The sequence below is a fragment of the Olivibacter sitiensis DSM 17696 genome (assembly GCF_000427965.1).
GTDB classification, from domain to species: domain Bacteria; phylum Bacteroidota; class Bacteroidia; order Sphingobacteriales; family Sphingobacteriaceae; genus Olivibacter; species Olivibacter sitiensis.
Map to the genome: position 1 here is coordinate 43,785 of NZ_ATZA01000039.1, position 14,506 is coordinate 58,290.

13 protein-coding genes and 1 pseudogene are annotated in these 14,506 nt (G+C 41.0%); 7 read left to right on the plus strand and 7 right to left on the minus strand.

Features of this window, described 5'->3' with window-relative positions; all coding sequences use genetic code 11:
* Nucleotides 1-112: 112 nt before the first annotated feature.
* The 4 genes from A37S_RS25090 to A37S_RS0117125 all read left to right on the plus strand — a co-directional run bounded on the left by A37S_RS25090 (nt 113) and on the right by A37S_RS0117125 (nt 3,383).
* On the plus strand, nt 113-913 hold the full coding sequence (locus A37S_RS25090) for an SDR family NAD(P)-dependent oxidoreductase (RefSeq protein ID WP_051293256.1): 801 nt from the start codon (nt 113-115) through the stop codon (nt 911-913).
* 30 nt (nt 914-943) lie between these two features.
* The gene (locus A37S_RS0117115) at nt 944-1,852 is read left to right on the plus strand and encodes a helix-turn-helix domain-containing protein (protein ID WP_028298052.1); all 909 of its coding nucleotides are present in this window, start codon (nt 944-946) and stop codon (nt 1,850-1,852) included.
* Nucleotides 1,853-1,955: 103 nt separating this feature from the next.
* The gene (locus tag A37S_RS0117120; protein ID WP_028298053.1) at nt 1,956-2,315 is read left to right on the plus strand and encodes a DUF2200 domain-containing protein; all 360 of its coding nucleotides are present in this window, start codon (nt 1,956-1,958) and stop codon (nt 2,313-2,315) included.
* A 159-nt stretch (nt 2,316-2,474) separates the two neighbouring features.
* Nucleotides 2,475-3,383, plus strand: coding sequence for an arginase family protein (locus A37S_RS0117125; RefSeq protein WP_028298054.1), 909 nt, complete (start codon nt 2,475-2,477; stop codon nt 3,381-3,383).
* A 62-nt stretch (nt 3,384-3,445) separates the two neighbouring features.
* Here A37S_RS0117125 and A37S_RS0117130 read toward each other — a convergent pair whose 3' ends face one another.
* Both A37S_RS0117130 and A37S_RS0117135 read right to left on the minus strand, forming a co-directional pair.
* Entirely contained in the window at nt 3,446-3,736 is a 291-nt protein-coding gene (locus A37S_RS0117130; RefSeq protein ID WP_051293257.1) for a HigA family addiction module antitoxin, read from the minus strand.
* Between the two features lie 58 nt (nt 3,737-3,794).
* Nucleotides 3,795-4,100: a type II toxin-antitoxin system RelE/ParE family toxin gene (locus A37S_RS0117135; protein ID WP_028298056.1), complete on the minus strand. Its 306-nt coding sequence runs from the start codon at nt 4,098-4,100 to the stop codon at nt 3,795-3,797.
* Nucleotides 4,101-4,308: 208 nt separating this feature from the next.
* Between A37S_RS0117135 and A37S_RS28330 the strand changes: the two genes are divergently transcribed.
* On the plus strand, nt 4,309-4,626 hold the full coding sequence (locus tag A37S_RS28330) for a CPBP family intramembrane glutamic endopeptidase (RefSeq protein ID WP_211229815.1): 318 nt from the start codon (nt 4,309-4,311) through the stop codon (nt 4,624-4,626).
* Between the two features lie 425 nt (nt 4,627-5,051).
* Complete coding sequence (locus A37S_RS0117150; RefSeq protein WP_028298057.1) at nt 5,052-5,903, plus strand: class I SAM-dependent methyltransferase; 852 nt, start codon at nt 5,052-5,054, stop codon at nt 5,901-5,903.
* A 192-nt stretch (nt 5,904-6,095) separates the two neighbouring features.
* Here A37S_RS0117150 and A37S_RS0117155 read toward each other — a convergent pair whose 3' ends face one another.
* The 5 genes and pseudogenes from A37S_RS0117155 to A37S_RS0117180 form a co-directional block, all read right to left on the minus strand.
* On the minus strand, nt 6,096-6,680 hold the full coding sequence (locus tag A37S_RS0117155) for an HD domain-containing protein (protein ID WP_028298058.1): 585 nt from the start codon (nt 6,678-6,680) through the stop codon (nt 6,096-6,098).
* A gap of 10 nt (nt 6,681-6,690) precedes the next feature.
* On the minus strand, nt 6,691-8,418 hold the full coding sequence (locus A37S_RS26370; protein ID WP_051293258.1) for an adenylate/guanylate cyclase domain-containing protein: 1,728 nt from the start codon (nt 8,416-8,418) through the stop codon (nt 6,691-6,693).
* A gap of 362 nt (nt 8,419-8,780) precedes the next feature.
* Nucleotides 8,781-10,574, minus strand: a pseudogene (locus A37S_RS28225) (adenylate/guanylate cyclase domain-containing protein).
* Nucleotides 10,495-10,752 (minus strand): hypothetical protein, encoded by a 258-nt coding sequence (locus A37S_RS27540; RefSeq protein ID WP_028298061.1) that lies wholly within the window; start codon nt 10,750-10,752, stop codon nt 10,495-10,497. The pseudogene A37S_RS28225 and the gene A37S_RS27540 overlap by 80 nt, the downstream one beginning before the upstream one ends.
* A 149-nt stretch (nt 10,753-10,901) precedes the next feature.
* A complete protein-coding gene (locus A37S_RS0117180; RefSeq protein ID WP_028298062.1) occupies nt 10,902-13,316 on the minus strand; it encodes an ABC transporter permease in 2,415 nt (804 codons plus the stop codon).
* A gap of 375 nt (nt 13,317-13,691) precedes the next feature.
* Here A37S_RS0117180 and A37S_RS0117185 point away from each other — a divergent pair.
* On the plus strand, nt 13,692-14,506 hold an 815-nt coding region (locus A37S_RS0117185), incomplete at its 3' end, for an aldo/keto reductase (protein ID WP_425414411.1).

Sequence of the window (14,506 nt, forward strand, 5' to 3'; positions counted from 1 at the left end):
TCAACCATTAGAGACAGCGGACTTCGTTTTTGAACACAACCATCCGACATTTGAACACTTTTAATACGGCAGACTTTCAGAACTTTGCCTTGTAATATTCAAACAGCAGGAAATGAAAGCAGTCTTAATAACAGGAGCTTCGGGCGGAATAGGAGAGGCCCTTGCCATTAAATTGGCGGAAAGAAAGCACAACCTTTTGCTTGTAGCCCGTAATGCCGGCAAGTTAGCGATTCAATGCAAACAACTCGCTGAAAAATTTGGCATCCATGCACAGTTCATTGCAGCCGATTTGGCAAAACCCGAAACAGCGGAGCAGGTTTTTGCAGAAACACAACAACGTGGATTGGAAATCGACATGCTCATCAATAATGCCGGGATCGGTTCCGGTGGTGAATTTGCTGCATTATCTTTGCAATCGGAATTAGATCTATTGCAGCTCAATATTTCGTCCTTGGTTGCACTCACCCATTTATTCCTGCAAGAAATGAAAGCGCGCAGGAGCGGAACAATCATAAACGTAGCTTCCATGGCGTCTTTTTTTCCGTTTCCCTATATGACCACCTATTCCGCCAGTAAGGTTTTCGTCCGGCACTTTACCCAGGCGTTGGCCCAGGAATGTAAACCTTATAATGTACACGTCATGTTGCTTTGCCCGGGATTGACCAAAACCAATTTCAACCATGCTGCTGGAATAGAAAATGAAATAGGCAAAGGATTGAATTCAGAATACAGCAGTTCTACCCAAACACCCGAACAGGTGGCAGACGAAATGTTGAACGCATTGGATAAAAGGAAACATTACATCGTATCGGGAAGAATGAACCGGATGGCTGCAAAATTATCCGCCCTGTTGCCCAATGCTTTTTTAGCCTGGACCTTTGCCAAATCATACAGGAAAAGATTGGGTAAATAATTTGTAAGTTTGATCATTAAAATGGGAAAAATGAGCGCTGATACATTGACCATGCATTTCAAGACCATCTCCGAGTTTCATCAGGCTGTGGGTATTTCTAAGCCAAAACATCCTTTATTCAGCGTTCTACGCTTTGAAGATTTACCAAAAGTGGAAAACGACCGGCGTGTAAAATTAATCTCGGACTTCTATCAGATCACATTAAAGAAAGAATGCCCTTGCAAAATGCAATATGGGCAGACACCTTTTGATTTTGACGAAGGCATTATTTCCTGTTTTGCTCCCAGGCAAGTGTGTATTATAGATGAAGATTTTGCATTTGCGAAAGCGGGCTGGGTATTGAATATCCATCCTGATTTTTTGAGAACCTATTCCTTAAGCCAAAAAATAAAAACCCTTGGATTTTTTGATTACGAAGTAAACGAAGCCCTGATACTTTCAGATGAAGAGCAAAAATCTGTCGAAACCATTTTGGCACAAATCGAAAAAGAATCAAACTTGCCGATAGACAATTTCAGTCAGGACGTCATCATTGCAAACATGGATCTGCTTTTAACCCATTGCAACCGTTATTACAACCGGCAATTCATTACCCGGAAACCAAAAAACAGCGAGCTTTTGAATACGTTTGAACGTATATTGAACGACTATTTTGCAAAGGAAGAAAATGGCTTCCCGACCGTAAATGAGATGGCGCTGCAACTCAATTTGTCGCCCAAGTATTTAAGCGATTGCCTGAAGCAACTCACCGGACAAACAGCACAGCAACTGATACACGACAAGCTGATAGAGCAAGCCAAAGACATTCTGACCACAACAGCACTTTCGGTAAGTGAAATAGCCTACCAATTAGGCTTTGAATACCCGCAGTCATTCAGCAAATTGTTCAAGAGCAAAACCGAAATGTCACCTTTGGAGTTTAGACAATCATTTAATTGATGAAAATACTATCACTAATTAATTAAGGGTTTCGCTAAATTTGTATCCTGGTGTACCGACCGACAATTGAAAATAAAAGAGTTTAGCAAGAAAAAAAATAAAAATGAACAATAAAAATAATGCGAGAGTTTACAAAATGTCTTTTGCCAGTGTCTACCCGCATTATATCCAAAAAGCGGAGAAAAAAGGCCGTACAAAAGCAGAAGTGGATGAAATTATATTCTGGCTGACAGGATATAATGAACAAACACTGCAACAACACATTGACAATAAAACCGATTTTGAAACTTTCTTCTCCAAAGCACCTCAATTAAATCCAAATGTTTCGAAAATCACCGGTGTAATTTGCGGTTATCGTGTGGAGGAAATTGAATACCCTTTAATGCGAAATATTCGTTACTTAGATAAATTAATTGACGAACTGGCAAAAGGAAAGGCTATGGAAAAGATTTTAAGGAACTAAGCTGCTGGGGACTCAACATTCGTTGTGAACCAATGAAACAAATCGCGCACAACACGAATAGGAGGGATGCGTACTTCGTAATCAATCCCGACAGCTATCGGAAGCTATAATGCCGCCACTGGGCAAAGCCACAAAACTTTATCTTCAAGCTGATTTGAAATGAACGAAAAAGAAATTAACATGATCGAATTCCCTTCTAACTTAGGTCTAAAAAAAACTGATTATGCAGAAGAGCCTGGCGTAAAGTATCTCCCAGACTGGTTAAATAAGTTCGGCTTTCACAGCAAAATATGTCCTAAAAATATTTTTAGAATAGATCCTCCTGAATATTCAATGACGTTAGACGAAAAATCAGGAGTAAGAAATGCCGACAAGATCGTACAGTATGCTAAGAAACAATGTGAACTATTAAAAGATAAGTTTAATGAAAACTTTTTTCAAATAATTCTTGGAGGTGATTGCAGTATTTTGATAGGTAACTGTTTAGCGCTAAAAAAAATAGGTGAATTCGGCTTATTTTTTCTTGATGGACATACTGATTATATGTGGCCTGAACTTTCTCAAACTGGCGGTGTTGCCGGAATGGATTTGGCCATTGTGACGGGCAATGGAAACGACAAACTTACTAATATTGATAAATTAAAGCCCTATATTAAAGAAGAAAACACTTATTGTATTGGAAATCGTGATTTTGATGAATTATATTTAAAACCAATGCTAGAGTCTGATATTCATTATATTGACCTGAACAAGCTAAGAGAAATTGGAATTAAAAGTGTGGTTAATGATTTTTTGAAAATGATTGACGAGAAAAATCTAGATGGTTTTTTTATTCATTTAGACGTTGATGTTTTAAATGATAATATTATGCCTGCTGTTGATTCGAGAGAAAAGGGAGGATTAACTTATCCTGAAATTACTGAAATTTTAGAATTATTAATAAATAATAAGAAGGCCTTTGGAATTGAAATCACAATATTAGATCCCGATTTAGATCCGAATGGGATTTATACAAAACCATTTGTAGAAACCATAACAAATATTTTTGATAAGAAAGCCTGCCGATGATATCGCAGTGGCAATAGAGGGCGACGAGCGTCAGTTAAATGGAAAAAATGCTTTTACATGAATTAAACATGTTCCAATTCCCGCGCCTCCTGTATATCCCAAGAGGTTTGCAAGTTCATCCAGTAATCCGCGCTGACACCTAAATATTTTTCCAACCTGACCGCTACTTTCGGAGAAATATTTCTCTTACCAGCGAAAATTTCGCTTAAGTTGGTTGGCAGGATACCTAATGCCTTTGCTACATCTTTCTTGGCAAGTTCCCGCTCTTCAATTTCTTCCAATAAATATATGCCTGGATGAAATGCCCTTACTTCCAGTTCCACCCCTTTGCTGTTAAAAACTTGATGTGACATAGTATAAAACTTTAATTTATGGCCTGTAACACGCAGGCCGTATATTTAATGTGTTAATTTAACCGTAATGATTACTGAGTCCTTCAACATGAATGATCTCCAGCACATTTTCCTTTGTGATATGGAATATAATACGCCATCCTTTATTGACCCTTATAGAATAGTGTCCGGCCCGATCACCTGACAGTTTTTCAAAATGTAACGAATGAAGATTGCGTAGATCATTCGTATTTTTAGCTGCCTTCATTTGATTGATACGGATCACGAACCGATCCATTACAGCCTGTGGAAATTTCTGCTTTCCACTGACCTTTCCTTTAATTACGAGCTCTTCCAAATACTCGTCTTCAATTATTACAACCATTTAATAGGTTATTTTATCATGGTTTTACCGTTTACGTTATACATCCAATCATCTATGAGAGCAAAGGTAACAAAACCAAAAAAATTACCAAATTTTGGTAATAACCTTTTTTGGTAATAAAGAAAATAAACCTAAGTGTTCCTTCGTGATAAAAAAACAGACTTGACCCTCCTAAGTATTGGCTTACTCAAAATTTTGGAGAATCTAAATGGCAATATGTCTAATAAAATTAGAACCAATATTCAGTCCAATCGGGGAGGAATTATTTTTCAGGGGAATTGTTCATTCGAGTTTTGCAAAATCATTTGGTAATTTGAAAGCTTCAATTATTGACAGTTCTGCCTTTGCTCTAGTCCATATTTCGCATTTTGGATTGGTTTTTATCAACAATGAATGGAAGTTTCTAACTGTCCCAACAATAATTTGGGTTATAAGTATGTTTTTGGTCGGCATTTTATTCTACTTATGCAGAAAAAAATCAGGTTCGGTATTGGGAGCAATAATTTGTCATTCAGCGTTTAACTAGGAATGATATATTGTATTTTTTATTTGCTAAATTGAATCAATAAGCTTCCGCTAATCGCGCTTTTGCATCAAGCGGAGGAAACGTTTTCGTATGGCAGTTTCGCGGTAAAATTCACCCTCGTAAAGCCACTGGGCGTGGCCTACCATTTAAAAAAAACAAATCCAAAGAGATATAATTCATAATCCCTATCTTTGCAACCTGATTTACTATTTCTAACATATTATCTGTGTCCTTCCCAAAGGATCAACTCGCTTGAAAATCCGGGTTGTAAGCGTATGGAGGCTTTTCGACTTCGATGCACAGGTGATTACGTCCATTTATTTTATTGAATCTTAAACAAGAACAGTTGATTTTCAAATCAATTGCTTGATCACGTTGTGCTGTATTCAACATCCCGAATGTGATCATAAAACAATGAATTAAAAATGAATAGTAAACAGCTAATAAACCAAAATATAGAACGCTTTTACAATAAAGCATCCGAGGAAACCAGACTCGATAAAGGGATGGGAATATTTGAATTTGAAAGGGTTAAATCACTCCTTGAAAAATATAGCCCTAATCCTTCTTCCAAAATAATTGACGTCGGTGGAGGAACAGGGAAATATTCAGAATGGCTTGCTAAAAAGGGACATCAGGTTCATTTGGTAGAACCCGTTTCAAAACACATAAAAATAGCCCAAATTAAAGCCAATAAATTAAAAAATAAGTTTTCCATTCACCAGGGCGATTCCCGGAAACTGGACTTTCCAGCTAATTATGCAGACCTGATCATATTACACGGCCCGCTTTACCACCTTCAAAAAAAGGAAGATAGGGATTTAACCATTCAAGAAGCCAAGCGTGTTTTGAAAAAAGACGGAACGATATTGGCATTTGCCATTAATTACACAGCCTCCACTTTGGTCGGACTATTGAATGGTCTTATTCACAAAAAGACATTTTTTGAAATGTGTAAGGAAGAATTAACTACAGGAATACATAACCCGCCAGATGATTTCCCATGGCTTTTGGCCGAAGCATATTATTACAAACCAGCTCAACTAAAAGACGAGTTTATCAATCAAGGATTAATCCATCTTAACACCTATGCGATTGAAGGCTTAGCTTGGCTTGATAAAGACTTCTTTTCCAATATCCTAAACGAAAAACGGAAAAAGACATTAATGGAACTTATACAGGTAACGGAAACCGATCCTTACCTTTTACCCTTTAGCCCACATATGATGATAGTAGCAAAAAAGTGCCTTTCACCGCCTGATGGGTTTAGTCGCTAAGTGGACTTCGTGTACATCAAGCCGTTTTGCGCAATGCCTATGCTTTCGTATCTTCGATACGAGTTCTGGCACTGCGCAACACCGCTGGCTCATTAGCTGTCAGGATATAACCATGCCATTCAATAGAACAGACAATAAAAAATAAAGAACAATGAGAACATTATCACTTTACATAGCGACAAGTTTGGACGGCTACATTGCGATCAATTTCGATTTTATGAGTTCCAAGTTTTTTTGTTTCTTCTCGCTTCTATTCGCGATTGCCGTCTGCGTAAAGTAGTGATGGCTTTCAAGGAACTTCTCTTGAAGCAGGTTCCAGGCCCTATCTGAAGTCACGATACCAAATATGGCAAGTTCATTATAGAGCCTGTTGCCAATTGTAAAGAAATCGTCCCTTCCCAAATAATCCAGATCGGCATCTGCCAATATTTCTTCCAAGTGGTTCTTCGGGGATTGGGGGATTTTTGTCGCCATGATCATCCCTTTTATCCGGTCGATGTCGTCTTGCGTATATCCATAGCTAGGCAGGTATTCTTGCGCCACCTCACATGATTTTTCCTCATGGTTCTTTGATCCATACAAAAATCCACTGTCATGAAATAGTGCAGCTGTTTTGAGTAAGGTCAACTGGGATTCTGTTATGTTCTCTGCTTGGGCAATTTTTTCGGTTGCGGCTACCACATCTTTCACATGGGCCACACTATGGTACGAAAGGTGTTCTGGCAGCTCCTCCTTTAGCTTTTTTAGTATTATCTTTTTGATTGTGTTATATTCCATATGCGCAGGTTTAATCATTAACAAGGGGAGCGTTTACAAAATACATATTCAAATCGCCCTTTCCTTTGGCCCTGATCCTTCCCCTTGGTTCAAAAATAAAATAATCTTTGACCAATTGATAAGTATCCTCTGAAATGTTGATCCTTCCCGGCAGGCTGGTCTGTTCCATCCGAGCCGCTGTATTGACCGTATCGCCCCAAATATCATAGGCGAATTTTTTTACACCAACAATTCCTGCAATCAATGGCCCGGAATGAATACCTATGCGTATGTCTAAAGCATCTCCTTCGGAAAGTTTCCGTTCGTGTACATGCTGGAGAATATCCAGTGCGGCCAAAACAGTTGTTCGGGCATGATCAGGATTTTGATGGGGAAGACCACATACGGCGAGATAGGCATCACCAATAGTCTTTATCTTCTCCAGACCATGTTTTTCCATGATATGATCAAAGGCCGTAAAATAGGTGTTCAATTCACGTAGCATTGTTTCAGCTCCCCAACGTTCAGAATTTTCGGTAAAATTGACGAAATCTGTGAATATCACCGTTACTTCATCGTAATGTTGGGCTTTTGTCGTTCCCATTGCTTTCAATTCATTGGCTACTTCCTGTGGCAGGATGTTGAGTAGGAGGTCGTCTGCCTTTTGCTTTTCAAGCTGTAATTCTGCTGTTCGTTCCGTTACTTGTTCTTCCAATACCTTGTTCTGATCCTGTAGAATCTGTTGCTTTTCCTGTTCCTGCTTGACACTAAGTTCGGATAAACGTTGTACTTCCGTCAGTTGCTTTTGAAGGCTGACATTTACGGCGGCATATTGCCAGGCGAGGTAGGCGGATATGGAAATTGGAAAACTGATGATGAGAAAAAGTGAAAAGTAAAATTTGTCTTCCCCTAACAGGTTTTCCAGTTCTTCTTGCACACCTAATAATTCACCAATCCATATAATCAAAGTCAAGAGAAAAAACATTAGAAGACCACTACCGATAATGAAAGCAGATTTTTCTTTCCGAAACATAGCGCGAATGATCAAGTAAAATGCTTCGAATATGACGAATAGTAAGTGCAAACCCGATATCCAACCTGCTATTTCCATATTGAAAAACATGATTACAACAGCTATTAACGGAATAAAAAGCAATATGATATGCCGGATCTTGCTTCTCCCGAAAAGAGTATTTACAAATCCTGTCAATGAAAATGAAAATGCTGAAAAACCTAATATTACCCAGTATTCCAGGTTTGATGTTAAAGGGATATCTTCTTTATATAATGACCGTAATACAATATAGGCTATCAGGCTGATTGAAAGATTGTATATTGCAAAAAAGAAGTTGTACCTCACTTTGGGGTAAAAGCAAAATAAGAGAAAGTGAATAAATCCCAATGCAAAAAACACACCCATTATAATGCCGACTATATAATTGGCCTGCACGCGTGGCCCTAGTCCATTTGACAAATAAGTATCGGTATTTTGAATAAAGAAACGGAACCCGGGGTCTCCTTTGTCGTCTTCAGATTCATTCACAACCTCGATGAATCCGGTGTCTTTATGTTCAATGTTTTCATTGATGGGCACTTGATAACGTATTGCTAATACATTTACCAGAGTATCATTCAATACTAATATCGTGGGGTTAGTTTTAGCGGATTTGAACACGGCATTTCCTAGTGTGTCTATTTTGCCGATTGAATCAATAAGATGGCTGTTAAGATATATTTCCGAAGCGCCCATTTGTTTCATCACAAGAGATAGAGACTTATTTATACTGCTGGAATCAGCTCTGAAATACAGTCTAAACCAAGCTATACCATTATGATCAACTGTTTTATTCTTTCGTGGCCGAACGGTTCTCCAGTTTGTATCATCAAAATCGGATTTAGCGAATGTAGGATTGTCGTGAGGGGTATATTTCCATTCCTTTGGTGGATACCATACATCATCTGAACTTTTTAGAAGGAGTGTATCTGGTGTGATGCTGTTGTTTTGGCCCGAAGCGGGGGAAGCTAAATAGAAAAATGAACAAATAACTAAACAGATCCGAAAAAGGTAATGTTGATAATTCATCTAATGATCGCGATTGATGGTGTTAATGTACAAAAAGATTACTTTTCCCTATTGACAAAATACATATCCAGTTCTCCCTTTCCCTTTGTCTTTATTTTACCTCTAAACTCAAATTCGAATTCATTTTGAGTCAAGTAATAGGTTGCCTCGGACACGTTCAACCGTCCTCGTTCACTGTTTTGTTCCATGCGAGCGGCCGTATTGACCGTATCTCCCCATATGTCGTAGGCAAATTTCTTGACGCCAACAATGCCAGCAATGACAGAGCCCGAATGTATCCCTATCCTTATTTCCAAGGTATCAGGATTTTGTTCTTTACGTTTCTCCATAAAATCCAATATGTCCAAAGCCGCATGAACGGCATTCTTGGCATGTTCCCCATTGGCCAAAGGCAGGCCGCTCACTGCAAGTTAGGCATCACCTATGGTCTTGATCTTTTCCAAACCATAATTTTCCATAATATGGTCAAAGGCGGTAAAGCAAACGTTCAGTTCGTCGAGTAACTGCTGTACACCGTATTGTTCTGATTTCGCCGTAAAATTGACAAAATCGGTAAACAGAACAGATACCTCATCGAAATGCTTTGCCGTCGAATTGCCATTTTTTTTGAGTTCATCAGCTACTTCCTGAGGCAATATATTCAACAGAAGATCGTCCGACTTCTGCCGCTCCAATTGGATGATTCTATTATCTTTTCGCTTTTGATAATAGGCATATCCTGCCACACATGCCAAAACCAAAATAAACGCACCGCTTGCCAAGCTAACATTGCGCATCATACGTGCTTGTTCCACCTCTGCCGTGGCCGCCTCTTCCGCGATTTTTCTTTCCAAGCCTACGAATTCATTGGTCTTTGTTTCATTAGAATATCGTTCTTTCAGGGAATTGTAGGCCATTAGATGGTCATATGCCTTTTTGTAATTATCTAATAGTGCATAACCATACGCTAAAGCATAATGGTTTTGTATCCATGTTTCTACACTGGTGGACACTTTCTTGAATGTCTGTAGATTTTCATCCATCCGTTCGAGTAGTTTTATTAATTCTTCCCGATTTTCAGGCGGCAGGGTGTAATGGCCGTCTTTACCATCCTTTCTGGTCAGTCTGTTGAACTCTTCCCAATCACTCATTGTGGTAAAAAATAGCGAGGCACTTTTGTGGTTCGCAGCATCTGATAGTGCTTTCCCTTCTTCAACCCATTGAGACAACTGGGTAGTATCTTTCAACTGATTTGCCATCGCAGCCAGCTGATATAATACGTTTATCTGATTTAATTTATCGTCTATTTCTTTAGCTTTACTCAATGCTTTTCTCAAATAAATATCCGCTGTATCCAATTTATCCACATACATATAATAATTCCCCATATTCGCCCAGATGCTAAGGACTTTTGCTGGATCTTTGGCTTTTTCGTATATCCCTTCCACTATCTTAAATTGCTTCAAGGCTTCCTTGGCATTGCCCGAATACATATTAATCTGTCCGAGATGAAGTCTAGCATCACCGATCATGACCTGATTCTTTTTCTTCTGAGCTACATCCAAGAATTCTCTCGCCATTTGTAACGATTCCTTTCGATTACCCATCTGCTCGTGAATGACGATTCCTCGCATAAAGGTTGTTGAGATCAAACTGTCTGAGTTACCTTTTAAAGATGTACTGTTGGCCAGCTCTAGGTATTTCGGAACAGAGTCCAATGATTGGGCACCAAAATTGCACTGAGCCAGTCCACTATAGATACGGGTCAACTGATTAAAATCTTTGACCTTTTGGTAGAGGAATTGCTTTATGAAACAGGGATATCGCTTCTTCATACTTTTGTGAGTTACCATAGTGCCTGCCTACTTCCCACATGATCTTAGCCTTTAGTTTTTCATCGGGTTGCGATTCAATCGATTTGGCCAAGGAGTCTACATTGGAGGCATTGACCTCTTGGGCAATTAATAGGTTGCCGGATAAAACAGAAAGAAGAAAAAGTAATACAGTAAAGGCTTGATAAAATATTTTCATAGATTCAGTGGATATTAATCAGGCTAAATCTACAAAAAAATACCTACCGAGAAATACTTCTAGCACTAAAGAAGGGGTAATTACAAAAAAACGATTTTCTCTTCAATGAAAAAACGAAGATTTTGCCCAAAAAGACTTTGGGCAACGATTTATTCATCGCGCAAAGATTCCACGGGATTGCTTCTTGCAACACGCCATGTTTGTAATCCCACGAAAAGTGAGGCAATAGCAGCCAGCAATAATATGGGTATTATAAAATACATGGGTTGTAGCTCAATCCGCATATGGTAATTATCCAGCCATTTGTCCATGAGCAAGTAGGCCAAAGGGCAAGCAATGAAAACAGCTGCCATAAAGGTGAGCGATAGCCCTTTGATGAACAAGGCGATGATACCGCCTACGTTGGCTCCCAATACCTTGCGGATGCCGATTTCCTTTTTTCGTTTTTGCACGTCGAGCGATACCAAACCGACGATACCCAATAATACGATGACAAGGGCCAGGGCGGTGGCCGCATAGGTCGCATTTTTCAGTTGCATTTCGGTACGGTATAGCCTGTTTATGTTCTCGTCTACGAATTTGTACTCGAACGGGGCCTCGGGCAGCAATTTTTTCCATTCGTGCGCTATGCCGGCGAGGTGCTGCGCCAGGTTGCCGGATTGGAGGCGGATGGTGAAAAAGCGGAAGAGGTTGTCCGCTTTGACATTGGTCCAGATCACGGGACTTAAGGGGTCGTGCATGGACATAGCATAGAAATCTTTCGTCACGCCTACAATGGTCGCCGGAAAATCGTTTGGCTTTAGGTATACACGCTGGTTCAATGCAGCGCTTGGGTCATTAAAACCCAGCAATTTTGATGCTTGTTCGTTGATGACGACTTTGGCCAATTCGGGGTCGATGTTGTCGTCAAGGAATTTTCCAGCCAATAGGGGTATCTTATAGGTCTCGATGAACTGCAGGTCGGAACGGATATACTGACCAGATACGCCAGCACTATGTTCGCCCGTCTCCTTTGCCATTTGCAGGGTACCGGACGACATCAACCCTTGTCCTCCAGGCACATCATAGGAAAGGCTTACTTGCTCTATTTGGGGTAGACCCATCAAGCTTTGCTGTACCGCTTTCATGCGGCTTAGTCCTGTCTCCGACCAGTCCCTCGGCACCTTTACCGTAATGAGCGATTCTTTATCATAGCCTAGGTTATTGCCAAAGAACAAGGAAACTTGGCGAGATATGATACCCGATGCCATAAAAATGCCCAACGCTATCATGAACTGAAAGCCTACCAGGGATTTCAGGAAAGAAGTATTCCCCCAATTGGGAGCGATTTTTCCTTTTACGGAGTAAACCGTTTTCAGGCCCGATAGGCGAATGGCCGGGTAAAGCCCCGCCAGTATACCGATAAGGAGGCAAGAGACGCCCATACACATCCAGACCGACAAAGGAAAAGTAGATATCTTGGGAAGTTCCTTGCCCAGTATGGCCGTAAAAAGTGGGGAAATGAGCGGATAAAGCAGTAAGGCCACCGCAAATGCCATGGCCACCATTAAGATGGACTCGCCCATGAACTGCAGTCCCAGCTGATTTCTGCTACTGCCCATTACTTTCCTGACACCTATTTCCTTCAACCTGGACGTGGCTCCCTGTACGCTGATATTCACAAAATTGATAATGGCCATGAACAGGATAAAGCTGGCGGCAAGACCGAGGGTCCATAGCATCCCAGATATAAGACCGTTGTCCTTTTCTACATGAAAATTGTTCAGGGGGTAAAGGATGGGAGTGAGGCCTTCGGCAATCCTTTCATCGGCATGCTTGTTCAGCAAATCTTGTAGTGGTTTTGTCAGCATCTCCCTGGTAATACCGGGTTGCAGCTGCACAAAACCGATGATGAAGGGATTATCCCAACGCCCGAGGTCCCGTCCAAAGAAATCGGCGGCTCCCGTAGAGAGAAACAACTTATTGTTCAAGCTTTCATTCAGGTGAATGACAGAGTTACTTGTTGTCCTATCCATTATGGCCATAATGGTGAAAGGGCGTTTTTCCCCGGCAAAGTTTTTTATGTCGATCTGCTCGCCCAGTACATCCACCTTACCGAAATATTTCATGGCTATCTCGTCTGTGATGACTGCCGAAAAAGGCTCTTTCAAGGCGGTACGTGCGTCACCATACAGCAAGGGCATATCGTACATGGCAAGCAAGGTGCTATCGCCAAGGGCGGTCTCCTCGCTGTATATTTTATCGCCATGCGACAGAATGCAGGTAAGTCCGTCAAAACGGTAATAGTTGCGTACCAGATCGGGATATTCGTCTTTCAAGGCCTTGGGCAAAGGAGCAAGGGTAGTGATGGGAAGTCCCATTTCGGAGCTTTTCCACTCACTTTGGATGATATATTGATGCTCCAGGTCCTTCAATTGGTCATTGTAGGTGGACTCCTGCCATATATATGCCCCGATAATCAAGGTGAAACCCAGCCCACAGGCCAGTCCAACTACGTTAAGCATTGTATGGAACTTATGCTTGTATAAATTCCGCCAGGCGATTTTGATATAGTTCTTTAGCATCGTATTGCGTATTGAGACATCAGATTTGAGACATTAAATGTCAGTCTCTATAAAAATTGTTCACAACAAACCTGCCAGCAAGGAAAGCGGTCATTATGGTGCGCAATCGAAGCTTCTGGATGTAGTAGGTGTACGGAATCGGACAGTAATGGTTCGATTCCGTACAGTAGGAAGAAGGTGTTTTCTGTTATGTTGACATTTCGGTGTCGAAACAGGGTAATGGTGGCGCAACATTTTCCTAAAGAAGTTGTTTAAATAAAAACGACATATACCAACTAAACTATTACGGATAAGATGAAATACAATTTTTTGGGAAATACGGGGCTAAAAGTTTCCGAACTATGCTTGGGAACCATGACTTTCGGCGGCAAAGGGATGTGGACGGCCATTGGCACCCTGCCACAGGACGATGTAGATACCTTAGTGAAAACGGCCATTGACGCGGGCATCAATTTCATAGATACGGCCAATGTATATAGCGAGGGCCTGAGCGAAGAGATGACCGGAACGGCCATTTGGGACTTGGGACTAAACCGGAACAACCTGGTCATTGCTACCAAGGTGAGGGGAAAAATGGGAGAGGGACCCAATGAAATAGGCCTGAGTCGCAAGCACATCCTGCAGCAGGTGGATGAAAGCCTGAAACGTTTGAATACCGATTATATCGACCTGTACCAGATACATGGATTTGATGCAAGGACACCGCTTGAAGAGACGCTATATGCACTGGATAATATAGTGCAGGCGGGAAAGGTGCGCTATATCGGCTGCAGTAACCTGGCAGCCTGGCAGCTGATGAAGGCCCTTGGGATTTCGTCACGGGAGTACCTTGCCAAGTTTGTTTCCTTGCAGGCTTATTATACCATTGCCGGGCGCGACCTGGAGCGAGAACTCGTTCCATTATTATTGGACCAAAAAATCGGATTGATGGTCTGGAGTCCGTTGGCGGGAGGCCTCTTGAGCGGAAAGTACGGTAGGAATAGTATTGTGGAGGATGGGCGTCGGNTGAATTTTGATTTTCCTCCCGTCAATAAGGAAAAAGCTTTTGATATCATCGACGTCATGCAGGGCATTGCAGAGGACAAGGAGGTAAGCGTTGCACAGATTGCCCTGGCCTGGCTGTTGCACCAGTCGGTAGTGACATCGGTCATCATCGGAGCTAAAAAGCCGGAACAGCTGGAAGACAATCT